We start from the raw sequence: 26,157 nt of genomic DNA, 5'->3' as shown, positions 1-26,157 counted from the left end.
CTTTATGTCTGATTATCATTGATTATTTGCTGTATAATGCCAAGGAAAAAGCGAATATTTCGCTCATGAACGAGGTTACCACATCCCTATGCGTTTTTATCTCATCGTTGCTGCCTTGCTGTTTTCATTCTCCATAGCGGCCCATGCGGAGGATATTTCAGAAACGGATTTGCGTGCCCATATCGAAATATTGGCGAGTGATGATTTCGGTGGCCGGAAACCCGGTACCGAGGGGGAGAACAAGACTCTCAAGTATATCGCGACGCAGTGGCAGCAGGCAGGATTGGTCCCGGCAACCGGATCATCATCCTGGTATGCACCGGTGGCGCTGGTTGATCGCACACCTCTGAGCCAGACCGTGCGCTTTATGCAATTTAACGGCAAGCGTGCAAAGTCCATACGGATTGATGATGATCAATTAATCTTGCGCTCGGCCATGCCGTCCGGCCAGTTGACAAATATTCCGGTCGTGCATGTTGGATATGGCAATCAGAGCGACGACATATTGGCTGAAGCGGTATCAGACAAGATGGCTTTCATGTTCACGCGATCTCCGTTGGGGGTCAAGGACTTTCCAAGTTATCGTGAACGCAGGGCCAAAATCCTTTCCGCCGGTGCAACGGGGGTCTTAACTATTGCAGGCAGCGATGCACGCTACATCCGCCTCGCCAGACGTTTTCGCGGGGCTAACACCAATCTCGATGCGGAAGGATATCATGCCGATATAGAAGGCGTGATCAGCAAAGAGGCGGCCGAGAAGATACTGCGCAAAGCTGATATAGACTATGAGCAATTGGCCAAAGACGCCGCATCGAGTGATTTTCGACCGCTGGAAACCGGCGTTTTTGCGGATATTTCGGTTGATACCCGGGTAAGGTCCTATCAATCCCATAATGTCATTGGCAAAATTCCCGGGCGTAAGCCGCGTAGCGGTGCCGTCCTGTTTATGGGTCATTGGGACCATCTTGGCGAATGTCGCAGGGAACCTGCCGTAGATCGCATTTGCAACGGCGCGGTTGACAATGCGAGTGGCATCTCGCTGTTGATCGAGATCGCCGAACGGCTGGTGAAGGAACGCCCGGACCGCGATGTCTATTTTCTTGCGACGACAGCGGAGGAGAGCGGATTGCTGGGTGCCAAGGCCTTTGCCGCTGATCCGAGTTTCCCTTTGGAGGATCTGGTCGCTGTGTTCAACGCCGACACGGTCGCTTTGACACCAGATGGCAAGCTGCTGGCTGTTGTCGGACGGGGCAAGACAAAACTGGATGAAGACCTGGAAAAGATCGCCGCGGCGGAAGATCGGGAAATAGACAAAACCGACAAAGCCAACGCCTTTATCAAGCGCCAGGATGCCTATGTCTTTCTGGAAAAGGGCATTCCCGCCTTTATGATCACCAGCGCTTTTTCGGATGAGGAACGCCTTAACAGCTATCTGGAAAGCCGTTATCATGATGCCAGCGATGAATTGGATGAACAGCTCTTGCTTGGCGGCGCGGCCGATGATGCCAATTTTCACGTCGCGCTTGGCCGCTATTTCGGCAGTGTCGCATCTTATCCGATAAAAACGGGCCAAAATAGTGCAGTGAATAGTGCTGGCGAATAGTTGCAGAACTGATTACATGGGCCGCCACAGAATCAAAACCAGCATATCAGAAAGTGGCATTCCATGAGAAGCAGAGAAATCCGAACCGGACTAACATTTGATGATGTCCTGCTGCAGCCTGGTGCGTCGGATATTGTGCCCAGCCAAGCCAATACACAGACCTGGCTGACCAAGGAAATCGGCCTGAATATTCCGGTACTATCTTCTGCAATGGATACCGTGACCGAGTCTGATATGGCAATTGTCATGGCACAGATGGGCGGCATTGGTGTGCTTCACCGCAACCTGACGCTGAAGCAGCAAATTGCGGCAGTAAGGCAGGTGAAGCGATTTGAATCCGGCATGGTCGTCAATCCGATCACCATTGCGCCGGATGCGACATTGGCAGATGCGGAAGCGACCATGTCGCAGAACAAGATTTCCGGTATTCCGGTGGTTGAAGAAGGGGGCAAGCTGGTCGGCATTTTGACCAATCGAGATGTCCGTTTTGCTGAGAATCCGCGGCAACCCGTGTCCGAACTGATGACCAAAGATAATCTGGTCACGGTTCCGGTAGGCGTCAGTCAGGAAGAAGCCCGCCGGATGCTCCATCAGAGGCGCATTGAAAAGCTGCTGGTGGTTGATGACCGCTATCATTGTGTCGGGCTGATCACCGTCAAGGATATAGAAAAAGCGGTGACCTATCCGAACGCGACCAAAGACAGCACCGGCCGATTGCGCGTTGCCGCAGCCTCAACGGTCGGTGATGCCGGGCTGGAACGGACCGAGGCCTTGATCGATGCCGAATGCGATCTGGTTGTTATCGACACGGCGCACGGCCATAGCAAAATGGTCTCCAAGGCCGTGGAAGAGGTCAAGAAACGCTCCAACCATACACAGATTATTGCCGGAAACGTCGCTACGGCGGCTGCTACACGCGCGCTGATTGATGCTGGCGCCGATGGAATCAAGGTCGGCATTGGCCCCGGTTCGATTTGTACGACCCGCGTGGTTGCTGGCGTTGGCGTGCCGCAGTTGACAGCGATCATGGATTGCGCCGAGGAAGCGGCCAAATCGGGGATACCCATTGTGGCAGATGGCGGCCTCAGGACATCTGGCGATGTCGCCAAGGCATTGGCCGCCGGTGCCTCATCAGTCATGGTTGGATCGCTGCTGGCCGGAACCGAGGAAGCACCGGGCGAGACATTTCTCTATCAGGGTCGTGCCTATAAAAGCTATCGCGGCATGGGTTCTGTTGGCGCAATGGCGCGGGGATCGGCCGATCGCTATTTCCAGCAGGATATCAAGGATCAGATGAAACTGGTGCCTGAAGGTATTGAGGGGCAGGTGCCCTTTAAGGGACCAGCAGGCGACGTTATACATCAACTGGTTGGCGGCGTGAAAGCGGCCATGGGCTACACTGGTTCTCAAACATTGCAGCAACTACGGGAAAATGCGGAATTTGTGCGCATTACCAATGCGGGTTTGCAGGAAAGTCATGTGCATGATGTTGCGATCACGCGCGAAGCACCCAATTATCCTACGCGCTAAAAAGGCTGGTTGATGGTCGAACTGAAAATATTTTTGCTGTTGCTGATTTGGCCCGACGGGCAGGATCAGGGAAATCCTTTGTGGACAAGCGAGGCCTTCGAGACGGTGGCCGAATGTCAGGAATATGCAGCTACCGCCATTGAAGAGGCAATCGAGAGACATGGTGCTGATGTCCAAACGCAATTCCACTGTTTGAATAAAGATAGCCGCATCGCCGAATGACCCCGTCAGCGCGCCTGCAAGCGGCCATTGAGTTGCTTGACGAAATCATTGTCGCAGCGCGGGATAATGGGGCATCGGCCGACAATATCGCAAAAAAATTCTTCAAGGCGCGCCGCTATGCCGGCTCAAAAGATCGCCGGGCGGTGCGGGAGCTTGTTTATGCGGCCATCCGGCGCTTTGGTGACCGGCCGGAGCACGGGCGTGCCGCAATGGCTGGTTTGGCCGAAGAACAGCCGGAATTGCAGGATTTATTCGATGGTTCGGCTTACGGACCTGCACGGCTGAAAGAAGGCGAAGAGAAGGCTGCCGGTGAAGATATTCCTGGCTGGCTCTTGGACAGGTTCGCAGGGCCGATTGATGCAGAAGAACAAAAAGCATTATTTAACCGCGCGCCGCTGGATATCCGGTTGAATCCCAAAAAGGGCGACGCCAGCACAATTATTTCAGCATGGCCGGAAATCGAAACACTGCCTTTGCCCAATGCCTATCGGCTGCTGACTGGAACAAGTGTCGAAAACAGCAGGGCCTACAATAGCGGCCAGATCGAGATTCAGGATTTGGGCAGTCAGGCGATAATCACCTCTTGTCTGGCGAGGGAGCCTGAGCGGATTTTGGATATGTGCGCCGGGGCGGGGGGCAAAACCTTGGGGCTGGCAGCCCAATTGCCGGACGAAGCCCAGATCATTGCCGCTGATACGGATCGCGGCCGTCTGAGCCGCATAGAACCGCGCTTGCGCCGGTCGGGCGCCAATAATATTGAAACCTTGTTATTGTCACCCAACAAAGAAGAAGAAGCGCTTGGGGCCTTGCTAGGGCGATGCGATCTGGTGCTGGTTGATGCCCCGTGTACGGGCACTGGCACATGGCGGCGCAACCCGGAATTGCGCTGGCGCATGACGCCAAAAAGGCTTGATCAAACGACAAAATTGCAGGCGAGATTGCTGGAACTGGCGAGCAAGATGGTCGCGCCGGGTGGGCGATTGGTCTATGCTGTCTGTTCCTTGTTAGACGCAGAAGGCGGCGATCAAGCTGCACTTTTCCTGAAAAACCACCCGGATTGGCGGGATATAGAGGTTGATTTGCCGATTGGACGGCCATATCGTAAAGGAACTCTACTCACCCCGTATCAAGACGGAACAGATGGCTTTTATTTTTCCTGCCTCGAAAAAATGTGATAGCAAATCATGATCGGCAATAACATGTTCACCGAGCATGCAGGTGCGTCTGTTAAAAAGCCTGAGTCTTTATTGGAGCTAATTATGCGTTTTTCACCCGCCGCTATTGCGATGTCGCTGGTTTTGGCCACAGTTTCGAGCGCCGGTTTCGGCCAGTCGGCTGATGTAGAAATCAAGGCCCGTTCGGTTGCCTATATGGAACGGGGCGAAGCAGCACAGAAACAAGGTAATCTGGAACTGGCAACGGACCTCTATGAGACGGCTCTGGCAGTGGATCCGCGCAATGGGTCGGCCTTCATTGCTCTCGCGCAGATCGCACGGGCGCAGAAACTGCCTGGCAAAGCGATTCGTTTCTATCGTGAGGCATTAATCCTCGATCCCAATAATCTCGATGCACTGGCGGGGCAGGGCGAAGCTCTGGTACAACGCGGAGCGGTTGAAAAAGCGAAGATCAATCTATCGCGCATTGAAACATTGTGCCGAACCCGTTGTCCGCAAACGGCGCAATTGTCGTCAGCTATTACCGCATCGCAGAAGCTGCCAGTGATGTCAGCGCAAGCGGTTACCCCAAAACCAAAAGTGGGTGACGAAAAGACTGAAGAAGTCGCGCCTAACTAATCGGGAAGCGCCAAAACCTTAAAAATCATAGACAAGTGTCGCGCGACTGAGCGTATCGGTTTTCTCGCTGCCGTCGGGCGGGTTTGTCTCATGTTCAATGGCATAAGAGAAACGGGCGGTCAGCTTTCCGTTGATCTTCGCATCCAGCCCGGTTGTGGCCGTCAGCGTATTTGTGCCGGAAGAAAATATCACATTGGCGCTGGTGAGGCTTTGCGCATCGGATGCCAGCGTTGCGCCTGCGCCTTGGGTCAGCTTCAGATTCTTTGCAATTTGCCAGCCCAGATCAAGCCCGATCAGGCCCGCAAGGCTGCTGTCTGACCCACCTTCGGAAAATTCCGTAAGCCGCCAGGCTGGGCCAGCCTTTACGTCGAGGAAAATGTCCTTCTCCTTGATCACCGTATAACCAATCCCGCCAGACACGGTGTAGCGGGAAGAAAAGCCCTGAAACACATCCCGGTCATATTGGGCCAGTCCATAGAGGAAGAGCCGGTCATTGATTTTATATTCCGGTTCCAGCGCAGCGGCATATTGTTCTCTGCTGGTCACGCCATTGCTGCGTTGATAATCGGCACGCGCGCGAACTTTCATCCGCCATTTGACCGCATCTTTTACGAGTTTGATCCCGCCGCTTAAACCAACATTGCTGGAATTGCCGGTGTTGCGGAAGCCGCCAAGCTCACCTTCTCCTGTCCAGTTTTCGAAAAATGGTGCTTCCATTTTTGCCTGTTTCTCGGCCGCCGCGAGCTGTGTTTTCTTTGCGGTATATGCGGCCAGCATCGCATCAATTTCGGCGATATCGTCGGGATTTGCTACCTTGGCGAACTTGATGACAGACTTTACCTCGTCATCTTTGCCCGATTCTATCGCTGCATTTATCATCGCTTTTACCGGTTCGGGAAGCGCCGCCTGGGCTGGCGCAGCAAGGCCGAAGGTCGCCAAAGGAATTGACCAAACTATCTTACGCAACATATTATAATCCCGTGTCTATTCTGGCTCATCGTCAGATTAGCGGTTCGAATTCCTTCAATATTGCCCGATAGAGGTCCCTTTTGAACGGCACTATCATATTGGGCAATTCCGTGGGATCGGCCCACTTCCAGTCAGAGAATTCCGCATGATCTGTGGCGATATTGACATGCTCGTCTTCGCCTGTAAACCGCATCAGGAACCATGTCTGGCGCTGGCCACGATATTTTCCCTTCCAGATTTTACCGAGTAACTCGTCCGGTAGATCATATAAATGTTCTTTGGCGCTGCGCCCGATAATCTGGACATACTGAGCGGTTATACCGGTTTCCTCTTCCAGTTCGCGAATCGCGGCGGCTTCACTGTCTTCACCCTTGTCGATGCCGCCCTGGGGCATTTGCCAGGCATCGGGATAGCGGCTGGTCTTGGCGTCCAGACGCTGTCCAACAAATATACGTCCGTTGGTGTCCGCCAGCATGATCCCTGCACAGGGGCGGTAAGGCAATTCGCTGTAATCGGTCATAGCGCCGCCAGGGTTGCTTTCAGGGCGTTGCACAGGCCATCGACATCCTTTTGGGATGAAGGGATGCCTTTGCGCAAGCAGATGAGGCCGTGAATATTGCCTTTCGCTTCGCTAAAGTTCACCGGCACACCGGCTTCGATCAGCTTGGCGGCATAGGCGCGACCCTGATCCCTGAGAGGATCGAGACCGCCGGTAATAAGAACAGTTGGCGGACTGCTAGCGAGATCGCCATGAATGGGATCGCAGCGCGGATCGCCTGCTACTCCCTGATAGAAGCCCATGAAATAATCCATCGAGTCCTTGGTCAGCAGAAAACCCTCGGCAAATTCTTCCATCGACCCTCCTGAGGCGGTGCTGTCGACGACCGGATAGATCGGTACCTGTGCGATAACCGGAGCCGCAGCCGGGTTTTTGGCCAGATCCTGTGCAACCACAATCGCCAGATTACCGCCCGCGCTGTCGCCGCAGGGGATCAAACTATCAATTTCGATGCCCAGCGCTGCCTTGGCATTTTCTGCAATCCACCGGGTGGCCGCTTCACAATCATCGGGAGCCGCAGGGAAGGGTGCTTCAGGGGCGAGCCGGTAATCGACGGCAATTAACGGCAAATCCATCTGCGCCGCCATTTCCGTACAATAGGGATGGTGGCTTTCCAGATCACCGATCACAAAACCACCGCCATGGTAGAAAATGATCGCCGGACCCGCTTCACGGCTTTCCCTTTTGTCATAATAGCGCAGCTTGATATCACCTGCTGGCCCCGGACAGGTCAGGTCTTTGATAACTGCTAATTCCGTGGGTTCTGCATCGACCAGAAAACGCATGCCGACATAGGCCTCGCGCGCTGCCGCGGGCTCCATCTGGTCCATCGGCACCTCCATAGCGGTTTCCAGCATAGCCAGCAGTGCCTGGGTATCGGGTCGCACAAAAGCCGTCGTCATCCTCAATTCTCCGTATTGTTGCATATTGATTTGCTACTCAACTTGTGGCGAGTAGATCAGGCGAGGTTCACTAGGCAAGGTGTAATCTATTTCTCCCGTTTCAAACAAAAACTTTATCCCTAGTAGTTTTTATGGTTTGAAGCAGAGGGGAGAAGTGCTTTACCGCATCTTCTAAAGAGTTTTGGGTACGGAAATTATATATGGCTACGGCGCTTAAACGGGACGATTCAGACAATAACCAGCCAGCGAATGCGGAGAATGTTGTCGTTCGCTTTGCTGGTGACAGTGGCGATGGCATGCAGCTTACCGGGGGGCAATTCACATTGTCGACCGCGCTGGCGGGTAGCGATCTGGCAACTTTCCCCGATTTTCCGGCCGAAATCCGGGCACCGCAAGGGACGCTTTTCGGTGTTTCCGCTTTCCAGATTAATTTTGGCAGCCGTGCGATTGAAACGGCGGGTGACCAGCCTGATGTGCTGATTGCGATGAATCCCGCTGCATTGAAGACCAATGTCGATGCCTTGCGTGAAGGTGGCTTGATCATTGCCGACGAAGGTGAATTCGGGAAACGCAATCTCGACAAAGCCAAATATGAGGCTAATCCGCTCGAAGATGGCTCGTTGGCCAAGTGGCAATTGCTCAAGCTGGATATATCTGCGCTGACGCTCGAAGCAGTGAAGCCTTTTGGACTCGGCAACAAAGAAGCACTGCGCTGCAAGAATATGTGGACGCTGGGTCTAGCGCTCTGGATGTTCGAGCGCGAGCGGGAGCCGATTGTTGACTGGCTCAAAACAAAATTCGCGAAATTGCCAGATGTAGCGGATGCCAATATCGCTGCCTTGAACGCCGGCCATGCTTATGGTGAGACGGCCGAACTTTCCGGTGATGGTCTTGGCAGCGGCCATTTGACCACGCGTAAAGTTGGTGCTGCGCCATCAGCACCGGGTCAATATCGTACGGTAACGGGTGCAGAAGCCCTGTCGCTCGGTTTGGTGGCTGGTGCGCAGTTGGCCGACTTGCCGATGTTCTTCGGCGGTTATCCGATAACGCCGGCCTCCGCGATCCTGCATCACTTGTCGCGCCTCAAAGAATTTGGCGTCACGACTTTTCAGGCCGAGGACGAGATTGCGGCGATCGCGGCCGCCATCGGTGCAAGCTATGCTGGCAAATTGGGCATTACGTCCTCATCCGGCCCGGGTATCGCGCTGAAAGGCGAAGCCATGGGTCTGGCGATCATGACCGAGTTGCCCCTGGTGATTGTCAATTCACAGCGCGGCGGGCCTTCGACCGGTTTACCGACCAAGACCGAGCAATCGGATCTCTATCAGGCAATTTATGGCCGAAACGGTGATGCGCCGATGCCGGTTATCGCGGCGCGCTCACCCGGTGATGCATTTGAGTGCGCGATCGAAGCAGTGCGGATCGCGGTGCAATATATGACGCCGGTCATGCTGCTGACCGACGGTTACATTGCCAATGCGGCAGAGCCCTGGAAAATTCCCGATGTTGCATCGCTGGAGCCATTTCCAGTCACTTATCTCGATAAAATGCCGGAAGGTGGTTTGAAACCCTATAGCCGCGATGAGAAGCTTGCACGGCCATGGATCAAACCGGGCACGCCGGAATTGATGCACCGGATTGGCGGCATCGAAAAAGGGATTGATACTGGCCATATCGATTATGGCGCGGCCAATCACCAGCAGATGACCGAAATCAGGCGCGACAAGGTATTGGGCGTCGCCGACAGCATAGCCGATCAGGATGTTGCACTCGGCAAGACCGGCGGCAAACTTGCCGTTGTTGGTTGGGGGTCAACCTTTGGACCAATCCATCAGGCCGTGCGCCGTGCTTTGGAGGCTGGAAAAGATGTCAGCCATATCCATGTCAGGAACGTCTGGCCGATGCCGAAAAATATGGGTGAATTGCTGAAAAGCTATGATCGGATTATCGTACCGGAAATGAATACCGGACAATTGAAAACCGTATTGCGCGATCAATTTCTAGTCGATGCAAAACCGATCAACAAAGTATCGGGCCAGCCTTTTACCATTGCCGAAATTGAAGCGGCGATTGAGGAGAATCTGTCATGAACGAGATGACCAAAATCACGACGCTGAAAGACTGGGAAACCGATCAGGAGGTACGCTGGTGCCCGGGTTGCGGTGACTATGCGATCCTGAAAGCGGTGCAGCGGACCATGCCGGAACTGGGTGTGCGTCCGGAAGATACGTTGTTTATCAGCGGGATCGGCTGCTCTTCTCGCTTTCCCTATTATATGGAAACTTATGGTTTTCACACGATCCATGGTCGCGCGCCAGCGGTGGCAACCGGTGCGAAGCTGGCCAATCCTGATCTCGATGTCTGGATCATTACCGGCGACGGCGACGCGCTGTCCATCGGCGGGAACCACACGATGCATTTGCTGCGCCGCAATCTGGATTGCCAGATCATGCTGTTCAACAATGAAATTTACGGTCTGACCAAAGGACAATATTCGCCGACATCACGCGTCGGCACCAATACGCCATCCACACCTTATGGTTCGGTCGATCGGCCCGCTAGCCCTTGTGCTTTTGCCTTGGGCTCCGGCGCACGGTTCATTGCGCGCGGTATTGATGTGCGCAAGGATCTGACCAATGTTTTGAAAGCAGCCCATGCGCACAAGGGCGCTGCCTTTATCGAGATTTTCCAGAACTGTATCGTCTATAATAAAGACGTGTTCGAGGAATTCGCGGCCAAGAAAACCGCAGCGTCGACGCAGCTGTTGCTTGCCGATGGTGAGCCGATGCTGTTTGAAAAAGGGGAGAAGGGTATCGCGCTGGACCGCGAAACCTTGTCACTAAAAGTGGTCGATGTGGTTGATGGCGACTGGCAGGCTGCGAATGTCATTGTGCACGATGTGACCAACCGCTCTGTGGCACATATGCTGATCGAAATGCCTTTCGGCGAATTTCCTATGGCTATCGGTGTTCTTTATGATGACCCGCGTCCCACTTTTGAAGCGGCAGTGGTCGAGCAAAACAAACAGGCAGCCGAAGGCAAGAAGGCCGATCTGCAGGCGCTGCTGAACAAAGGACAGACCTGGACCGTGACCGAGGACGGGCCGGAACTGTAGCGGCCTTTTCCGCTACTTGATGCTTGCAATGTAGGATTTGCTTTGCCAGCATGCCGGCAGGGTATCAGCCCTTTCGTCACGCTATGGGGTGGGGCGATTCTGAACGGACATCTCGTCGCTCATATGAAACAGTTCAACCGAAGATGACCCCCGTTTTGCGTATAGAGTGTATAATTTCCCGGTTCGGTTTAGTCGGCTTTCGGTCGCATGGATAACCTGACCCATAGCCTTGCCGGCGCCGTTATCGGCCAGCTCGGATTAAAGAAGAAAACCGGCCTGGGCATGGTGACTTTGATAATCGCGGCCAATATTCCCGATATCGATGCCGCAGCAACCTTGCTCGGCGGCGTCCAGCATCTCGCCATCCGCCGCGGCATTACCCATGGTCCGATTGCGATGGTGGTGTTACCGCTGATTCTCACTGCCATCATGCTATGGTTCGATCGCTGGCAAACGAGGCGCGGCAAAAGGCCAGCGGACCGACTGCCGATTCACAAGGGCTGGCTGTTGGCCTTGGCCTATATCGGTTGCCTCAGCCATCCCGCGCTGGATTGGCTCAACAGCTATGGCATTCGCTTGCTCGAACCCTTTTCCTCGCAATGGTATTATGGCGACAGCATCTTCATCATCGATATCTGGATCTGGGCGGCGCTGATCGCGGGCGTCTGGATATCACGGCGGCGCGAGAAAAAGGGCAGGGATGACTGGCAGCGGCCGGCTTGGGCAAGCTTTACCGTGATTTGTGCGTATATCTTCGCCAACGGGCTGATTACCGGCAAGGCGGAGGCGGACACCGCCGTGGCTGTCGAGCAACGCACCGGACACGCACCGGAACAGGTTGTCGCCAATCCCATGCCTTTCACCTTCTGGCGCCGCGATATGATCTGGCAGGTGGCTGGAGCAAATGGCAAGGAATATGGCGAGACACAGTTTGATTTATTTGACCGGGAGCCTTTCTATTGGAAAGGTGAATTGATAAAAAACAACACGCCGCCACACATCATCGAACAAGCAAAAAAGACCGATGCCGATGCTCGTGCCTTCATGGTCTGGGCGCGTATGCCCGTCTTGCAGCAAGACATTGACGCTGATGACCCGTCTGCCGTGAGCTTGAATATCTCGGATATGCGCTTCCGTGATCCCTTGGTGCAAGATCGTTTTTCGGTTCAGACAACGGTCTCGGGAGATATGGAAACCATGCAACCCAAAACAGGTATCGGTAGCAAATGACCAACCCCACCATCCTCTGGTTCCGCCGCGATTTGCGCCTGTCCGATCAAGCCGCTGTTGCTGCGGCTGCTGCGGAAGGCCCGGTCATTCCGGTCTATATCCTCGATGATGAAACGCCCAAGCATCGCAAAATGGGCGGGGCGTCACGCTGGTGGCTGCATCATAGTTTGCAATCCCTCGATCAGCATTTGCGGGACAAAGGGACACGTCTGATCCTGCGCAGGGGCAATGCCGCGAACATCCTGGCCGATATCGCACACAAAGCTGGGGCCAAGACGATTCACGCGCTGCATCATTATGAGCCCTGGTGGATCAACGCCGAAAAACATCTGCGGGAGGCTCTGGGCGAGTCCGTCGAGCTGATATTGCATGACGGCAATTACCTGTTGCCACCTGGAACCGTTACGACCGGTAGTGGTGATCCTTATAAAATCTACACACCATTCTGGAAATCCCTGCGCGAACGGATGCCGCCAGCAGACCCAAGCCCCGTACCGCACACGATCAACGCGCCGGATTCATGGCCAGCCAGCGATAATCTGGACGACTGGAATTTGCTGCCGACACAGCCCAACTGGGCGAGCGGTTTTGAAGACGCCTGGACCCCCGGTGAGGATGGCGCGCGGGCGAATGTCGATGCATTTATCGACAAGGCGACCCGCTATGACGAGGGTCGCAACCTTCCCTCGGAAGAGCTGGTGTCGCGGCTCTCGCCACATTTGCATTTTGGCGAGGTCAGCCCGGCCTATGTCTGGCACAGGGTGTCCGGGCCCGGAAGGCAGGTGGAAACCTATCTGAAGGAAATTGTCTGGCGTGATTATGCCCAAAATGTGATCTGGCAATTCCCGCAATATGGCGGGGAAAGCTATCGCGAAAAATTCCGGGCATTCCCATGGCGTGATATGGCTGATCCCAAGGTTGGCAAGGATTATGACGCCTGGTGTCACGGTCAGACCGGCTATCCGATTGTCGATGCTGGTATGCGCGAACTATGGGCAACAGGATGGATGCACAACCGCGTCCGCATGATTGCCGCAAGTTTTCTCATCAAGCATTTGCTGATCGACTGGCGCGAGGGAGAGCAATGGTTCTGGGACACTCTGGTCGATGCCGATTTTGCGTCGAACAGCGTCAACTGGCAATGGGTGTCCGGAACCGGCGTCGACAGCAATATGTTTGTCCGCATCATGGCGCCGCTGACCCAGTCCGAGAAATTCAACGCAGGGGATTATATCCGCAAATGGGTGCCGGAGCTGGCGGATGTCGACGATCCCTATATCCACGACCCCGAGGAAAGCGGCGCCAAACCGCCAAGCTATCGTTCAAAGATCATAGCGCACAAAGAGGCGCGCGCGCGGGCACTGGATGCCTATGCGCAAGTAAAATGAGAGAGAGGATTGAAATGGCTGAAACATTTGCCTATTCCTCCCATCACTCCAAAAGAGGATATCAGGTCGATGAATAAGTAGGTCGCCACCGGGCAAATCAAAATGAAACCCTTCAGTCCGCTGGGCTGGATATTTTGACACCTATATTCAGGATCTTTTATGCACAGACTATCAGAAAAATTTTGCGTCATCACCGGTGCTGCTCGCGGCATTGGTAGAGCCATTGCCAAGGCCTTTATCGACGAGGGAGCGACGGTACTGCTGACCGATAAGGACGCCGAAACATTGGCGCGGGCAGGACAGGAATTGGGAAGTCCCACTCTTGTCCTCGATGTCGAAAAGGAAGCGGACTGGGACCATCTGACCGAATTGCATCCCATGGCGGACGTCGTCGTCAACAATGCCGGGATTACCGGTTTTGAAGCGGGTGTGGCGCCCCATGATCCCGAAAATGCGTCGCTGGAAGACTGGCGGGCGGTACACCGGGTCAATCTCGACGGCACCTTCATGGGGTGCCGCTATGCCATCCGCGCGATGAAGGAAAAGGGCGCTGGTTCCATCATAAATATCTCGTCACGGTCCGGCATGGTGGGCATTCCCGGTGCCGCGGCCTATGCGTCCTCCAAGGCGGCGATCCGTAACCACAGCAAATCCGTTGCCCTTTATTGCGCGCAATCGGGATGGAACATTCGCTGCAATTCCATCCATCCGGCAGCCATCATGACGCCAATGTGGGAGCCGATGCTGGGCGAAGGAGAACAGCGGGCGGCCACAATGGCAGCATTGGTCAAAGACACGCCATTGCAGCGCTTTGGCGAGGCTGAGGAGGTGGCAGCGGTTGCTGTGCTGCTCGCATCGGACGAGGCGGGCTATATCACAGGTACAGAGATGACCATCGATGGCGGCATACTGGCCGGTTCTGCCGCCGCGCCGGGCTCCTGATTTTATGACCGTTAATAGGGATAGTTCCGCATTGCCAAGCAGTTACCACTGGTCCATATTTGCGTCATGAATGCGGAGGCACCAAAAAGAGGCAAGCACCTGCTCGATGCGCGTAAGCGCTTCGGGACAGGGGGCGGCCTGTTCGCGCGCCTGACTGCGCCGGGATTCCACCGGATATTGGACCGGATTGATGCCGGCCTTGATCATGGCACATTCGAAGGCAAATTGCCCGATGGCACGACCCGCATTGTCGGTGGACGCGGCGAAGGGCCGATGGCGGAAATCACGATCCACAGCTGGAATGCTTTGCTGCGTCTGGTGAATAGTGGTTCGGTTGGTTGGTATCGCGCCTGGGAACTGGGTGAGTGGGAAAGTCCTGACCTGGTGCCAGTTTTCGATCTTTTCACGCGCAACCGCGCTGGTTTGAAAGACACGGGACGGGCCGCCGGGATATTCCGGTTCATTGCGAAAATGCGTCATTCACGACGGCATAATGACAAAGCCCGCGCCCGGCAGAATATCCAATATCACTATGATCTGGGCAATGATTTTTACGGCCTGTGGCTCGATGAAAGCATGAGCTATTCCAGTGGATTGTTCGAAGATGCATCCGGAAAAGCAGCAACGCTGGGCGAAGCGCAGGCGAAGAAAGTTGCCGCGATAGCAAGCCGTCTTGATACCAAGCCCGGACAGAAGATCCTGGAGATCGGATGCGGTTGGGGATATTTGTCGGGAACACTGGCACGTGACTACAGCTTGGACGTAACCGGCATTTCCTTATCCGACGAGCAAACCGAATGGGCGCGAGGGCACCATCCGGAGGCCAGTTTCCTGATCCAGGACTATCGTGATGTAGACGGACAATATGACGCGATTGCCAGCGTGGAAATGGTTGAAGCGGTTGGTCAGAAATATTGGCCTGACTTTCTGGATTGCGTGGCGCGTAATTTGAAACCCGGCGGACGGGCCGCCATTCAATATATCAGCATCGCTGACGATATTTTCGAACAATATGCGGCCAGTGCCGACTTTATTCAAACCTATATTTTCCCCGGTGGCATGTTGCTCTCGGAAAGCCGTTTTCGCAAGCTGGCCGAAGAACGCGGACTTGCTTGGTCTGATCAACATGATTTTGGCCCCGACTATGCAGAAACCTTGCGACAGTGGCGCGAGCGTTTTGATGCTGTGGTGGAGCAAGGAAAATTGCCGGCAGGATTTGATGAGCGTTTTGTCCGGCTGTGGCGCTATTATTTAAACTATTGCGAAGGTGGTTTTAGCGGTGGGGGCATTAATGTCTCGCAAGTGACTTTGATAAAACGATAAAAAGATAAAAATACAGGAGTGAATAATGGGTTTGGGTAAAAAGCTGACACTTGTAATGACGGGCGTAGGTCTGTGTCTGGCACTGCCGGGTTGCGAGAAAGTCAAGGAAGTGGCTGCGGATGCAGCTGGATTGCCAACGGATAAAAACATCCTGTTTTGGACCGACGACCAACGCAACAAAGCCTTTCGGATGATGGATACGCTTGTTTCATCCAATACCATCGCAGCTGGCACAGAGCCCAAGCTTTTGGAGCAGGGAAAGGCGCTACCTAAAGAATTCGAGGTGGACGGCAAGATGCTATCCGTGGATCAATATATGGAAGATCAGCGCACGGCAGGCATTGTGATATTGCAGGACGGGAAAATCCGGCTCGAAGAATATCGCATGGATTTCGGAAAGGATGATCGCTGGACATCTTTCTCTGTCGCAAAATCACTGGTGTCAACAATGGTTGGCGCGGCGATCAAGGACGGATTTATCAAGTCCATAGATGATCCGCTGACAGACTATATTCCAGAGCTTAAGGGCAGTGGATATGACGGGGTAACCGTAGAGCAGCTTTTGACGATGACATCGGGCGTGCAATGGAACGAGGATTATGCTGACCCCAAATCCGATGTCGCGCTGTTCAACAACACAAAGCCAGTGGATGGGGTTGATCCCGTCATCGTCTACATGAAGACACTGAAAAACGAGGCCGCGCCAGGAACGCGCTGGCAATATAATACTGGCGAAACCAATCTAATCGGAGTGCTAGTCGCAAAAGCGACGGGCAAAACCATTTCCGAATATCTCTCGGAAAAAGTCTGGACGCCTTATGGCATGTCGCAGGACGCGGAATGGCTGCTAAATGAGGGTGGCAAGGAAATTGGCGGCTGCTGTATCTCAGCCACAGTCAGGGACTATGCGCTCTTCGGCCAACTCGCGATGAATGGCGGCATGATTGGGGGAAAGTCGATCGTTCCTGATGGATGGTTTTCCAAGGCTGGTACGAAGCAGGCCGATATCGGAATTCCGGGCCGCGGCTATGGCTATCAATGGTGGACTTTTGACGATGGTAGTTTTGCTGGCCAAGGCATTTTCGGGCAGGGGATATTCATAGATCCTGCGCGCAAACTGGTGATTGCGAGCAACGGTAACTGGCCCAGCGCGACGCCGGATGAACAGAAAGACCAGCGCATTGCCTTTTTCAATGCGGTAAAAAGCTATCTGGATTCTGAGAGTGGGGAGGTTTCCGAAACCGCTGCCGCTAAGTGATATCGAAGCTCTCGCCAGTTTCAAAATCGCTGGCGAGAATTTCCACCAATTGATCTGCAACGACTTCAGGCGGTTTTACAGATTGCGGATCTTCACCGGGATAGGCGCTTGCCCGCATATCGGTTCGAGTGCGACCGGGATTAATAATCGCGGTCCGTAACTTGCCAAGGTTACGCATCTCCTCGCCATAGCTGAGAACCAATGTTTCCAACGCTGCCTTGGACGCTCCATAAGCCCCCCAGAAGGCCCGGGGAGATCTGCCCACACTGCTGGTTATGGCAAGGAGACGGGCGTCATTGCTCTTGCGCATCATGGGATCAAATGCTGCAATCAACGCCTGCTGCGCGATCAGGTTGAGTGTCAGTAGATTGTTAAACTCTTTGCCATCGATTGCAGGAACCGGAGTCAATGTACCAAGCATGGCCGCATTCAGGACCATGATATCAAGAGCTTCCCAGCGCTCTGAAATGGCTTGGGCAAGCCGGCCAATGCTGTCACCGTCGGTTAAATCCAGGGGAGCGATTGTAGCGTGTCCACCGGCTTGATGAATCTTTTCCTCAACCTCTTCGAGGTCTGTCGCCGAACGTGCTGTCAATATGACATGCGCACCGCTTGCAGCAAGAGCGATTGCAGTCGCGGCACCAATGCCACGGCTTGCGCCGGTTACCAGCGCCAGTTGGTTTTCAAAGCTCATGGATTTTGTTCAACTCGCAAACGATTAGCCTAACCTATTTGTTCTGCCAATATGGGTGATTCTTTGGCCGCCACCTTCTCGTTTAGTAAGGTTAGTTGATCGGGTTGCTGTTCGCCTTCCTGGTCGGTCAAAGGCGTTGGATAGGCGCCGGTAAAGCACGCATCGCAATATTGCGGCTGGATATCATTCCGGGAGTCTTCCCCCACAGCGCGGTACAGACCATCAATAGAAATGAAAGACAGGCTGTCTGCCTGAATATATTCGCACATCTGTTCGACGGATTTCAGTGCCGCCAACAACTTCTCTCGCTTTGGCGTATTTACGCCATAGAAACAGCTATGCATGGTAGGCGGGCTGGCTATGCGCATATGCACCTCTGCCGCTCCGGCCTCACGCATCATTTGGACGATTTTCAGGCTTGTGGTACCGCGGACGATACTGTCATCGATCAAAACAATTTTCTTGCCGTTTACCAGCGGCCTGTTGGCATTATGTTTGAGTTTCACACCAAGATGACGAACCCCGTCACCTGGTTGAATAAACGTTCGCCCGACATAATGAGAACGGATTATACCCAGTTCAAATGGGATGCCAGACTGTTCGGCATAGCCAATAGCAGCAGGTGTTCCACTATCAGGGACTGGAATGACATAATCGGCATCAACAGGATTCTCGATTGCAAGCTGCGCGCCAATTGCCTTGCGCACACTGTAAACTGACGACCCGTCGACAATCGAATCTGGTCTTGAGAAATAGACATGTTCAAAAATACAAGGACGGGCATTTGTTTCACCAAATGGCCGGTGAGAGCGCATTTCGCCGTTGGAGACCACAACCAGTTCCCCGGCATCGACACTCCGCACATATTCAGCTCCAACGAGATCAAGGGCAACTGTTTCTGACGCAAACACAAATGCATCACCAATTTTGCCAATCACAAGCGGGCGGATACCTAAAGGGTCGCGGCAAGCAATCATACCGTCGGGCGTCATGCATATAAGGGAATAGGCGCCTTCCACTTTTCGCAATGCGTCAATGAATTTATCGAGAAGCGTGCGATATTTCGATGTCGCCAACAGATGGATAATGACTTCGGTATCGCTAGTTGATTGAAATATTGATCCGTTGCGGACCAGCTCTTCGCGCAATTTCAGCGCGTTAGATATATTGCCATTATGCGCAATAGCAAAACCGCCGGAGGCAAGGTCAGCTTCCAGCGGCTGGATGTTCCGCAAAGTTCCGGCGCCCGTTGTGGAATACCGCACATGGCCGCAAGCATAGTCGCCGCGCAGTTTGTTCATCACTTCTTGGCTATCGAAATTTCCTGCAACTGGTCCGAGTGCCCGATGGCTGTAAAATTCGCGCCCATTGCGACAGGTGATTCCCGCGGCTTCCTGTCCACGATGTTGCAGGGCGTGAAGCCCCAGCGCGACCATGGCAGCTGCGTCTTCGATGCCTGCGACACCAAAAACCCCACATTCTTCACGTAATTTGTCATCTTCAAACGGGTGGGTTGTAAGCATATCGCACCTTGTTTGCTGCCCAAAAAAATAGCGTCATAGCAACGCCAGTCTAGGGGATGGCTGGGATATAGATTTGATTCCCCTATTTGTCTTCCCCCTAGGTCATAAAAATATCATATTTGTTGATGTCCATCCTGTGCAATTGAAGGAAAGCCGGTTTTGCGTTGCATAGAAGGTTGTGGCGACCTAATTCAAATGCATGACAAATGAAAATAACAGGGACCGAGAGTCCGGTTTGGCACTCGTGCCAAAATATGATTCGAACGGACTGATAACCGCCGTGGTGACGGATGATTCGTCCGGAGCGCTTCTTATGGTTGCCTTTATGGATGCGCAGGCACTTGAGTTAACATTGGAGACAGGCGTCGCGCATTTCTATTCGCGCAGCCGCCAATCTCTTTGGAAAAAAGGCGAAACTTCGGGTAACGTCCTGGATGTCGTAGAAGTTTTGATAGACTGCGACCAAGATGCGTTGTGGATTAAAGCAAAGCCTGCTGGTCCTACCTGCCATACCGGTGCAAAAAGCTGTTTTTATCGGAAAATCAATAATGGTCGATTAGAGTCAATCGGGTGAAGAAGTTATCGGGGCTAATTTTCGTTCTGACTTTGGTTGCATGCGCTGATTCAGAACAAGACAAAAGTAACTCCATTAAGGCTGAGGATGTATCGTCTCTGGAACAGGCTGCGATCGACGCAGGCGTAATCCCAGACGTCAAAAATATCAGCTTATCAGGAGCGTTTGAACGGCAAAGCGATCTTGGCGAAGATCGATTTTGTGCCGTGGGCAATGATGAACGCGGATATCAGGTTGGATTACTTGCCGTATTTGGGCCGGACAGTAAATGTGAAGGCTTGGGCTCTGCCGAACGGAACGGCGAAACCGTCACGATAACACTTGAAAGTGAGCAGAAATGTAGATTTGAGGCCAGTTTCGATGGGGTTGCGCTCAATTTGCCGGGCAATCTGCCCGCTTCTTGCGAGAGCTATTGTACGCCGCGTGCCGGTTTTGGCGGTGTGAGCTTTTATCTGGTTGGAGAGGGGGATGCAGTGGCGCGATCCACCCGGGGTCGTGAAATCGAAAGCTTGTGTCCCGGCGGCTAGTATTGACGTTTACGTTAGCGTAAGCTATATCCGCATCATGTCGAAACCGCTGAATCATGCTGAATTGGATACGCCTGACATACAAAATCGTGAAACCTTCACGATTTCCGATCTGTCAGGGGAATTTGGCGTTACCGCACGCGCTCTTAGATTCTACGAGGATGAAGGCTTAATAGCGCCGCATCGCAAGGGCCTGTCTCGTGTTTACACCAAACGGGATCGTGCCCGCCTTGCTTGGATCATGCGCGCCAAGAATGTTGGTTTCAGTCTGACTGAAATTCGTGAGATGATCGATTTGTATGATCTGGGCGATGGTCGAGTAACGCAAATGAATGTGACGCTCGACAAATGCCAAGAGAAAGTTGATCTTCTCAAAAAGCAACGGAACGACATCGATAGCTCGATCACCGAACTCACGGAATTTATTAAGATTGTGCAGGACGCTGTAAAAGCCGCCAAAGCGCAACAAAACTAGAGGATAAACCGTCAGTATTTCCTGACCGCACTCAATTTAAGAGAAAGATTTCGATAATGCCTAGTTATCAAGCGCCCGTTCGGGACACACAATTCATCATTAACAATGTACTTGGTGTGGAACGTTTTTCGAACCTTCCTGGTTTCGAAAATGCGACACCGGAAATGATCGATGCTATCTTAACAGAAGGCAGCAAATTCATTGAAAATGTTTTGTTCCCGCTTAATCAAGTCGGTGATCTGGAAGGGTGCACACGCCATGAAGACGGCAGCGTGACCACTCCAACGGGCTTCAAAGATGCATATAAGCAATATTGCGAAGCAGGTTGGGGCACTTTGTCGGGGCCAGAAGAATTTGGCGGCCAAGGGCTGCCGCATATCGTTTCGATGGCTTTTGAGGAATATATGGCGAGCGGCAATATGGCCTTCGCCATGTATCCGGGGCTAACCCACGGCGCTATTTCGTCTATTCTCGCAAAGGGTAGCGACGAACAGAAAGCCAAATTCGTGCCAAAAATGTTGTCGGGCGAGTGGACCGGTACGATGAACCTGACCGAACCGCATTGCGGTACCGATCTGGGGCTTATCCGAACCAAAGCCGTGCCGAATGCAGACGGATCTCATGCCATAACCGGTACCAAGATCTTCATCTCGTCCGGTGAGCATGATATGTCCGAGAATATTATCCATCTGGTGCTAGCAAAGACACCAGACGCACCGGACAGTGTCAAAGGCATCTCCTTGTTCATTGTACCAAAATTCATCGTCAATGAAGATGGCTCGCTTGGAGACAAGAACGCTGTGTCATGCGGTTCGATCGAACATAAAATGGGCATTCACGGCAATTCCACATGCGTAATGAACTATGACGGCGCGACCGGCTATCTGGTCGGCGAAGAGAATAAGGGTCTGGCCGCCATGTTCATCATGATGAACGTTGCGCGGCTTGGTGTGGGACAGCAAGGCCTTGGCATTGCCGAAGTCGCATATCAAAATGCGGTACATTATGCGAATGATCGTCGTCAGGGCAGGGCTTTGACCGGACCGGAAGATCTGGAAGAGAAAGCCGATACCTTGTTCGTTCACCCGGATGTTCGCCGGATGCTGCTGGATGCAAAAGCCTTTACTGAAGGAATGCGGGCATTATGTCTTTGGGGCGCTCTGCAAGCGGATCTTATTCACAAGGCACAATCAGAAGAAGATCGCCAGATGGCGGATGATCTTCTGTCACTGCTGACTCCGGTTATTAAAGGCTATGGCACAGACAAAGGCTACGAGATCGCGACAAATGCCCAGCAAGTTTATGGCGGGCATGGTTATATCGGCGAGTGGGGCATGGAACAATATGTCCGCGATGCGCGCATTGCCATGATCTACGAAGGCACAAACGGTATTCAGGCGATGGATTTGGTTGGCCGGAAACTTGCCCAAAATGGTGGGCGCGGTGTCCAGGCGTTGTTTGCGGTGATAGCCAAGGAAGTCGAAGAGGCCAAAGGTGATGAAAAGCTGAAGAGCTTTGCCGAAGGCCTCGAAAAAGCCAATGGCGAGCTGCAAAAGGCGACGATGTGGTTCATGCAGAACGCGATGGCCAATCCGAACAACGCCGGTGCCGGTGCGCATCATTACATGCACATCATGGGCATTGTTGCATTGGGCCTGATGTGGCTGCGGATGGCGAAAGCCGCTTCTGAGGCGTTGGCCGCGGGTGATGAAAATCCTGATTACTATGAATCGAAGCTGGTCACCGCGCAATATTTCTCGGAGCGTTTCTTCCCGGATGCGGGTTCGCTGCGACGCAAGATTGAGGGCGGTAGTGAAGCCATCATGGCGCTCGAGCCCAAGATGTTTGCCGTCGCATAGGTTCGCTCGACGTCTACGGCAGAAGGTGGTTTTGGTGCGACAGATACCAAGGGCCGCCGAAAAGTCTCATTTCTATCTCGCTTAACCGCTACCCTCTTGAAGAGAGGGTGGCGGTAGCACATTGGTGTAAATGACAGGGGAATCATCTGCATTAGGAGTAGATGCAATGCATTCCAAAACGACTTTAAAGCCGAAACGGAGGCTGACACCCTATCTTATAACAGTTGGTGTTGGCTTCTCCATGGCAACAGGTGCAGCTGCTCAGGACACTCAGGAAAAACCGATGGAATCGGAAATTCCTGCCCCGACCATTGATACCGATGGTGATGGCACAATGGATGCCTGGGATCGCAGCGGTGATGGCCAACCAGATGCCTGGGATACCGATGGTGATGGCAAGCCTGATCTGCTGGACGATGATGGCGACGGCAAACCCGATTAACGCCAATCTGTCTTAAAGCGCCGGGCTGGGTCGCACTTCGCCCGGCGTCTTTTTTAAAAAAGCTCCTCAAACATGCTCAGCATGGCCGCCTTGCTCTGAATATCTGCAGACTTGTTATAAGCCACCGCATCCAGTGGCTTTCCGTCGCTCGCTGGATCAGTAAATCCGTGAACTACGCCCGTATATGTGTGCATATGACAATCTGCTCCGGCAAAATCCATTTCTTCCAGAAACGCGCGGACCTGCTTTGGCGGAACCAGAGGGTCTGCGCGACCATGACACACTAGCAGGCGGGCTTTGATCGCGCCCCTTTTTGCCGGAAGCGGGGTTGCCAGCAATCCGTGAAAGCTGACGACCAATGCAATATCTTCGCCGCCGCGCGCCATTTCCAGAACAATTTCGCCGCCCATGCAATAGCCAATCGCAGCGATCCGGTGGTTGGCAAGTTTCGAGCGTTTGCGCAGTTCTTCCAGTGCGCAACGAAAGCGCTCGCGATAATTTTCCGGATCGGCGCGCAGCGCGTTGGCCATGGTTTGCGCCATGCGGTTATCGGTTATTTCACCCTGACCATAGAGATCGCAAACCATAGCCGAATAGCCGATCGACGCGAGCCAGCGCGCGCGTTCGAACATGATCTTGTTCGGACCGGCGATTGTCGGGACGATCAATATACCCGCGCGCGGATAGCGGCTTGGCTGGGCCATATAGCCCGCCAGTTCCAGATCACCATGCTTATAGGTGAAGGTGTTGACTTCGATTGAGCTCATTCTTCGGGTAGGAACTCCGGTACCGAGAGATAACGTTCGCCCGTGTCATAGTTGAAACCGAGCACATTCGCTCCGCTTTCAAGATCGGGAAGCTTCTGGGCAATAGCTGCCAATGTGGCACCGGAACTTATCCCGACTAACATGCCTTCTTCCTTGGCAGCGCGCAGCGCCATCGCCTTTGCATCTGCCGGATCTACCTGAATCGCACCGTCAATACTCTGGGTATGCAGGTTGCCCGGAATGAAACCGGCACCAATACCCTGAATGGGATGAGGTCCGGGCTGGCCGCCGCTAATTACCGGAGAACCGACAGGTTCCACAGCATAGACTTTCAGGTCACTCCAATGCTCTTTCAGGACTTCGGCGACGCCGGTAATGTGACCGCCGGTGCCGACACCAGTGATGATGGCATCAAGCGGATTATCTTTGAAATCGGCCAGGATCTCCTGCGCTGTTGTCCGTTTGTGAACCTCAAAATTGGCAGGGTTTTCAAATTGTTGCGGCATCCATGCACCAGGGGTGGAATCGATCAATTCCTGGGCCCGTTCAATCGCGCCTTTCATGCCCTTTTCTTTCGGGCTGAGATCAAAACTTGCGCCATAGGCCAACATCAGACGGCGGCGTTCCAGCGACATGGACTCTGGCATGACCAAAACCAGCTTATAGCCTTTCACCGCAGCGACCATGGCGAGGCCGACACCGGTGTTTCCGGATGTCGGTTCAATGATCGTGCCGCCGGGCTTCAGCGCGCCGGATTTTTCGGCATCTTCGATCATCGCCAGCGCGATCCGGTCTTTAATCGATCCACCGGGGTTGGAGCGTTCAGATTTGATCCAGACATTCGCGTCATCAAACAGGCGCTGCATTTTGATATGGGGCGTATTCCCAATTGTATCGAGAATGGTGTTTGCGATCATTGCTCTGTCTCCTGATTCATTATGTAGCACTAGTGACTGATTTGTCTTCTTTTTTTATGTCCGTTTCCAAATCGGGGGGCGGATCAAAAGTCTTGGCGGCACCCAGTTGGGGGAACAGCCGTGACCAAATTCCGGTTACTACTATAGCACCGGCCCCGCCTGCGACAATGGCTGCGATCGGACCAAATAGCACTGCCAAACCGCCGGACAGGGCATCACCCAACTCGTTGGATGCACTGATCGTCATCTGGCTGACCGCGTTGACCCGTCCGCGGCGGTCGTCGGGCGTATGCAGCTGGATCAATGAACTGCGGACATAGACGCCGAACATGTCAGCGGCGCCGCATAAGGCGAGGCAGGCCATTGACAGGGGCAAGGATGTACTTAACCCGAATCCGATCGTGCCCACCCCGAAAACTGCCATCGCGATCAGCATCATATTGCCGACATTGCGCGACAATGGGGCAAAGGAAAATATCCCGGCGACGATGACTGCACCGACCGCTGGCGAAGCCGCCAGCAAGGACAGGCCAATCTCGCCTGCGCCCAGAATGTCTTTCGCAAATACCGGGATCATTGCCGTCGCTCCGGCGAGAAACATGACAAGCAGATCCAGCGTGATCGCACCCAGCACCAGCTTGTTGGTCCAGACATAGGACATGCCATCCATTACCTGACGCAGCGGCCCTTTGGTCCGGTCTATCGCGCTACGCGTGACCGGGCCGATCATGAAAATCGATACCATTGCCAGCGCATAAAGGGCTGCACAGACGAAATAGGGCAGGGACGGTGCAACCTTGTAAAGCGGTCCGGCCATCCCCGGACCGGCAATGACGCCCACCTGCCAGGCAATGGTCGACAGGGCAATGGCCCGCGGCAGCGACTCTTTCGGTACCAGATTGGGCGCCAGCGATGTGACCGCTGGTCCCAGAAACGCCCGGCAAATGCCAAGCAGAACCGAAATGATGTAAATGGCCCAGAGGGATATCTCGCCGCTGACGGTCAGCAGACCGAGGACCAAAGCAATCGCGGCCTGCGCCCCCAGAACAATCCTGGCAATCCACCGGCGATCCATATGATCCGCGACCCAGCCGACCACCGGAGTCAGGATGAACAATGGCACGAACTGCAAAAGCCCAAGCAGCCCCAATATGCCAGCGGATGCACCGACCCCCATATCTTCGCGCGCAAGATTATACGCCTGCCAACCCAGGATCAGCATCATCGCATAGAGCGCGAACATCGACGACAACCGCGAGAACCAAAGGTAGCGGTAATTGGCTATGCTGAAAGGATGGGGCGCGCGCTGTTCGATGATTTCTATTTTCTATGGCGATCAATGATGGAAGAGGTTCTAGGCAAGTCTCTCGCGGCTGGACAGCAAAAATTTCTTTGTCCACCGAAGGATATTGTGATGGTGGTTCGGTCCGTTAACGGTCATCAACCGGCTCGTTGAAGCGCCATTGCCCGCCCCGAGAAATTATACAAATAATACGCAAAATGGTGGTCAAATTCTGTCGAACCGTTGGTTGATGTCGATGAACC

Annotated in this window: 25 protein-coding genes; 17 read left to right on the top strand and 8 right to left on the bottom strand. The window is 53.7% G+C overall.

Features of this window, described 5'->3' with window-relative positions; translation table 11 throughout:
* Positions 1-88: 88 nt before the first annotated feature.
* The 5 genes from ACO6S1_RS18650 (at position 89) to ACO6S1_RS18630 (ending at position 5,148) form a co-directional block, all read left to right on the top strand.
* On the top strand, positions 89-1,603 hold the full coding sequence (locus ACO6S1_RS18650) for a M28 family peptidase (RefSeq protein ID WP_422344041.1): 1,515 nt from the start codon (positions 89-91) through the stop codon (positions 1,601-1,603).
* A 63-nt stretch (positions 1,604-1,666) separates the two neighbouring features.
* Positions 1,667-3,133: an IMP dehydrogenase gene (gene guaB / locus ACO6S1_RS18645; protein WP_422344040.1), complete on the top strand. Its 1,467-nt coding sequence runs from the start codon at positions 1,667-1,669 to the stop codon at positions 3,131-3,133.
* Between the two features lie 12 nt (positions 3,134-3,145).
* Positions 3,146-3,355 (top strand): hypothetical protein, encoded by a 210-nt coding sequence (locus ACO6S1_RS18640; protein ID WP_422344039.1) that lies wholly within the window; start codon positions 3,146-3,148, stop codon positions 3,353-3,355.
* The gene (locus ACO6S1_RS18635) at positions 3,352-4,530 is read left to right on the top strand and encodes an RsmB/NOP family class I SAM-dependent RNA methyltransferase (protein WP_422344038.1); all 1,179 of its coding nucleotides are present in this window, start codon (positions 3,352-3,354) and stop codon (positions 4,528-4,530) included. Before ACO6S1_RS18640 ends, ACO6S1_RS18635 begins: the two co-directional genes overlap by 4 nt.
* A gap of 84 nt (positions 4,531-4,614) precedes the next feature.
* Complete coding sequence (locus tag ACO6S1_RS18630) at positions 4,615-5,148, top strand: tetratricopeptide repeat protein (protein WP_422344037.1); 534 nt, start codon at positions 4,615-4,617, stop codon at positions 5,146-5,148.
* Between the two features lie 18 nt (positions 5,149-5,166).
* Here ACO6S1_RS18630 and ACO6S1_RS18625 read toward each other — a convergent pair whose 3' ends face one another.
* From ACO6S1_RS18625 to ACO6S1_RS18615, 3 genes are read right to left on the bottom strand one after another with little or no spacing between them, the layout of a single operon-like run.
* Complete coding sequence (locus ACO6S1_RS18625; protein WP_422344036.1) at positions 5,167-6,117, bottom strand: DUF481 domain-containing protein; 951 nt, start codon at positions 6,115-6,117, stop codon at positions 5,167-5,169.
* Between the two features lie 31 nt (positions 6,118-6,148).
* Positions 6,149-6,637 carry an RNA pyrophosphohydrolase gene (locus ACO6S1_RS18620; RefSeq protein ID WP_422344035.1) on the bottom strand — a complete coding sequence of 163 codons (489 nt, stop codon included), beginning with the start codon at positions 6,635-6,637 and terminating at the stop codon, positions 6,149-6,151.
* A complete protein-coding gene (locus ACO6S1_RS18615) occupies positions 6,634-7,578 on the bottom strand; it encodes an alpha/beta hydrolase (RefSeq protein WP_422344034.1) in 945 nt (314 codons plus the stop codon). Before ACO6S1_RS18615 ends, ACO6S1_RS18620 begins: the two co-directional genes overlap by 4 nt.
* A gap of 200 nt (positions 7,579-7,778) precedes the next feature.
* On the opposite strand from ACO6S1_RS18615, the gene ACO6S1_RS18610 reads away from it, so the two are divergent.
* The 7 genes from ACO6S1_RS18610 to ACO6S1_RS18580 all read left to right on the top strand — a co-directional run bounded on the left by ACO6S1_RS18610 (position 7,779) and on the right by ACO6S1_RS18580 (position 16,834).
* Positions 7,779-9,668 (top strand): 2-oxoacid:acceptor oxidoreductase subunit alpha, encoded by a 1,890-nt coding sequence (locus ACO6S1_RS18610; RefSeq protein WP_422344033.1) that lies wholly within the window; start codon positions 7,779-7,781, stop codon positions 9,666-9,668.
* A complete protein-coding gene (locus ACO6S1_RS18605) occupies positions 9,665-10,693 on the top strand; it encodes a 2-oxoacid:ferredoxin oxidoreductase subunit beta (RefSeq protein ID WP_422344032.1) in 1,029 nt (342 codons plus the stop codon). The genes ACO6S1_RS18610 and ACO6S1_RS18605 overlap by 4 nt, the downstream gene beginning before the upstream one ends.
* 207 nt (positions 10,694-10,900) lie before the next feature.
* The gene (locus ACO6S1_RS18600; RefSeq protein WP_422344031.1) at positions 10,901-11,923 is read left to right on the top strand and encodes a metal-dependent hydrolase; all 1,023 of its coding nucleotides are present in this window, start codon (positions 10,901-10,903) and stop codon (positions 11,921-11,923) included.
* Positions 11,920-13,311: a cryptochrome/photolyase family protein gene (locus tag ACO6S1_RS18595; RefSeq protein ID WP_422344030.1), complete on the top strand. Its 1,392-nt coding sequence runs from the start codon at positions 11,920-11,922 to the stop codon at positions 13,309-13,311. Before ACO6S1_RS18600 ends, ACO6S1_RS18595 begins: the two co-directional genes overlap by 4 nt.
* Before the next feature lie 159 nt (positions 13,312-13,470).
* The gene (locus tag ACO6S1_RS18590; protein ID WP_422344029.1) at positions 13,471-14,253 is read left to right on the top strand and encodes an SDR family oxidoreductase; all 783 of its coding nucleotides are present in this window, start codon (positions 13,471-13,473) and stop codon (positions 14,251-14,253) included.
* 66 nt (positions 14,254-14,319) lie between these two features.
* Positions 14,320-15,576, top strand: a complete 1,257-nt coding sequence (locus ACO6S1_RS18585) for a class I SAM-dependent methyltransferase (RefSeq protein ID WP_422344028.1) — start codon at positions 14,320-14,322, stop codon at positions 15,574-15,576.
* Between the two features lie 25 nt (positions 15,577-15,601).
* Positions 15,602-16,834 (top strand): serine hydrolase domain-containing protein, encoded by a 1,233-nt coding sequence (locus ACO6S1_RS18580; RefSeq protein WP_422344027.1) that lies wholly within the window; start codon positions 15,602-15,604, stop codon positions 16,832-16,834.
* Here the strand turns inward: ACO6S1_RS18580 and ACO6S1_RS18575 are convergent.
* Both ACO6S1_RS18575 and purF read right to left on the bottom strand, forming a co-directional pair.
* Positions 16,827-17,528 (bottom strand): SDR family NAD(P)-dependent oxidoreductase, encoded by a 702-nt coding sequence (locus ACO6S1_RS18575; protein ID WP_422344026.1) that lies wholly within the window; start codon positions 17,526-17,528, stop codon positions 16,827-16,829. The two genes, ACO6S1_RS18580 and ACO6S1_RS18575, sit on opposite strands and share 8 nt — an antisense overlap.
* Before the next feature lie 29 nt (positions 17,529-17,557).
* Complete coding sequence (gene purF / locus ACO6S1_RS18570) at positions 17,558-19,051, bottom strand: amidophosphoribosyltransferase (protein WP_422344025.1); 1,494 nt, start codon at positions 19,049-19,051, stop codon at positions 17,558-17,560.
* A 199-nt stretch (positions 19,052-19,250) separates the two neighbouring features.
* Here purF and hisI point away from each other — a divergent pair, with 199 nt between their 5' ends.
* From hisI to ACO6S1_RS18545, 5 genes are all read left to right on the top strand, one after another.
* Positions 19,251-19,625 (top strand): phosphoribosyl-AMP cyclohydrolase, encoded by a 375-nt coding sequence (gene hisI / locus ACO6S1_RS18565; protein WP_422344024.1) that lies wholly within the window; start codon positions 19,251-19,253, stop codon positions 19,623-19,625.
* Positions 19,622-20,152, top strand: a complete 531-nt coding sequence (locus ACO6S1_RS18560) for a hypothetical protein (protein ID WP_422344023.1) — start codon at positions 19,622-19,624, stop codon at positions 20,150-20,152. Before hisI ends, ACO6S1_RS18560 begins: the two co-directional genes overlap by 4 nt.
* A 37-nt stretch (positions 20,153-20,189) precedes the next feature.
* Positions 20,190-20,627, top strand: a complete 438-nt coding sequence (locus ACO6S1_RS18555; protein ID WP_422346240.1) for a MerR family transcriptional regulator — start codon at positions 20,190-20,192, stop codon at positions 20,625-20,627.
* A 56-nt stretch (positions 20,628-20,683) separates the two neighbouring features.
* On the top strand, positions 20,684-22,486 hold the full coding sequence (locus tag ACO6S1_RS18550) for an acyl-CoA dehydrogenase C-terminal domain-containing protein (RefSeq protein WP_422344022.1): 1,803 nt from the start codon (positions 20,684-20,686) through the stop codon (positions 22,484-22,486).
* Positions 22,487-22,652: 166 nt separating this feature from the next.
* Positions 22,653-22,928: a hypothetical protein gene (locus tag ACO6S1_RS18545; protein WP_422344021.1), complete on the top strand. Its 276-nt coding sequence runs from the start codon at positions 22,653-22,655 to the stop codon at positions 22,926-22,928.
* Between the two features lie 53 nt (positions 22,929-22,981).
* Here the strand turns inward: ACO6S1_RS18545 and ACO6S1_RS18540 are convergent, their stop codons facing one another.
* From ACO6S1_RS18540 to ACO6S1_RS18530, 3 genes are read right to left on the bottom strand one after another with little or no spacing between them, the layout of a single operon-like run.
* Entirely contained in the window at positions 22,982-23,695 is a 714-nt protein-coding gene (locus tag ACO6S1_RS18540) for a dienelactone hydrolase family protein (protein WP_422344020.1), read from the bottom strand.
* Positions 23,692-24,612: a cysteine synthase A gene (cysK, locus tag ACO6S1_RS18535; RefSeq protein WP_422344019.1), complete on the bottom strand. Its 921-nt coding sequence runs from the start codon at positions 24,610-24,612 to the stop codon at positions 23,692-23,694. The genes ACO6S1_RS18540 and cysK overlap by 4 nt, the downstream gene beginning before the upstream one ends.
* A 19-nt stretch (positions 24,613-24,631) precedes the next feature.
* Positions 24,632-25,897 carry an MFS transporter gene (locus tag ACO6S1_RS18530; protein WP_422346239.1) on the bottom strand — a complete coding sequence of 422 codons (1,266 nt, stop codon included), beginning with the start codon at positions 25,895-25,897 and terminating at the stop codon, positions 24,632-24,634.
* Between the last annotated feature and the right edge of the window lie 260 nt (positions 25,898-26,157).

It is taken from the genome of Parasphingorhabdus sp. (assembly GCF_965233695.1).
In the GTDB taxonomy this organism is placed as follows: Bacteria; Pseudomonadota; Alphaproteobacteria; order Sphingomonadales; family Sphingomonadaceae; genus Parasphingorhabdus.
This window is presented reverse-complemented; position numbering and strand designations above follow the sequence as displayed.

What these genes read in the sequence shown, in the direction of transcription:
- ACO6S1_RS18595 (WP_422344030.1), top strand. Translation starts at nt 11,920, where the DNA reads ATGACCAACCCCACCATCCTCTGGTTCCGCCGCGATTTGCGCCTGTCC.
- ACO6S1_RS18610 (WP_422344033.1), top strand. Translation starts at nt 7,779, where the DNA reads ATGGCTACGGCGCTTAAACGGGACGATTCAGACAATAACCAGCCAGCG.
- guaB (WP_422344040.1), top strand. Translation starts at nt 1,667, where the DNA reads ATGAGAAGCAGAGAAATCCGAACCGGACTAACATTTGATGATGTCCTG.
- hisI (WP_422344024.1), top strand. Translation starts at nt 19,251, where the DNA reads ATGACAAATGAAAATAACAGGGACCGAGAGTCCGGTTTGGCACTCGTG.
- ACO6S1_RS18620 (WP_422344035.1), bottom strand. Translation starts at nt 6,637, where the DNA reads ATGACCGATTACAGCGAATTGCCTTACCGCCCCTGTGCAGGGATCATG.
- ACO6S1_RS18575 (WP_422344026.1), bottom strand. Translation starts at nt 17,528, where the DNA reads ATGAGCTTTGAAAACCAACTGGCGCTGGTAACCGGCGCAAGCCGTGGC.
- ACO6S1_RS18550 (WP_422344022.1), top strand. Translation starts at nt 20,684, where the DNA reads ATGCCTAGTTATCAAGCGCCCGTTCGGGACACACAATTCATCATTAAC.
- cysK (WP_422344019.1), bottom strand. Translation starts at nt 24,612, where the DNA reads ATGATCGCAAACACCATTCTCGATACAATTGGGAATACGCCCCATATC.
- ACO6S1_RS18615 (WP_422344034.1), bottom strand. Translation starts at nt 7,578, where the DNA reads ATGACGACGGCTTTTGTGCGACCCGATACCCAGGCACTGCTGGCTATG.
- ACO6S1_RS18635 (WP_422344038.1), top strand. Translation starts at nt 3,352, where the DNA reads ATGACCCCGTCAGCGCGCCTGCAAGCGGCCATTGAGTTGCTTGACGAA.
- ACO6S1_RS18590 (WP_422344029.1), top strand. Translation starts at nt 13,471, where the DNA reads ATGCACAGACTATCAGAAAAATTTTGCGTCATCACCGGTGCTGCTCGC.
- ACO6S1_RS18545 (WP_422344021.1), top strand. Translation starts at nt 22,653, where the DNA reads ATGCATTCCAAAACGACTTTAAAGCCGAAACGGAGGCTGACACCCTAT.
- ACO6S1_RS18600 (WP_422344031.1), top strand. Translation starts at nt 10,901, where the DNA reads ATGGATAACCTGACCCATAGCCTTGCCGGCGCCGTTATCGGCCAGCTC.
- ACO6S1_RS18630 (WP_422344037.1), top strand. Translation starts at nt 4,615, where the DNA reads ATGCGTTTTTCACCCGCCGCTATTGCGATGTCGCTGGTTTTGGCCACA.
- ACO6S1_RS18605 (WP_422344032.1), top strand. Translation starts at nt 9,665, where the DNA reads ATGAACGAGATGACCAAAATCACGACGCTGAAAGACTGGGAAACCGAT.
- ACO6S1_RS18585 (WP_422344028.1), top strand. Translation starts at nt 14,320, where the DNA reads ATGAATGCGGAGGCACCAAAAAGAGGCAAGCACCTGCTCGATGCGCGT.
- purF (WP_422344025.1), bottom strand. Translation starts at nt 19,051, where the DNA reads ATGCTTACAACCCACCCGTTTGAAGATGACAAATTACGTGAAGAATGT.
- ACO6S1_RS18650 (WP_422344041.1), top strand. Translation starts at nt 89, where the DNA reads ATGCGTTTTTATCTCATCGTTGCTGCCTTGCTGTTTTCATTCTCCATA.
- ACO6S1_RS18625 (WP_422344036.1), bottom strand. Translation starts at nt 6,117, where the DNA reads ATGTTGCGTAAGATAGTTTGGTCAATTCCTTTGGCGACCTTCGGCCTT.
- ACO6S1_RS18640 (WP_422344039.1), top strand. Translation starts at nt 3,146, where the DNA reads ATGGTCGAACTGAAAATATTTTTGCTGTTGCTGATTTGGCCCGACGGG.
- ACO6S1_RS18540 (WP_422344020.1), bottom strand. Translation starts at nt 23,695, where the DNA reads ATGAGCTCAATCGAAGTCAACACCTTCACCTATAAGCATGGTGATCTG.
- ACO6S1_RS18555 (WP_422346240.1), top strand. Translation starts at nt 20,190, where the DNA reads ATGTCGAAACCGCTGAATCATGCTGAATTGGATACGCCTGACATACAA.
- ACO6S1_RS18580 (WP_422344027.1), top strand. Translation starts at nt 15,602, where the DNA reads ATGGGTTTGGGTAAAAAGCTGACACTTGTAATGACGGGCGTAGGTCTG.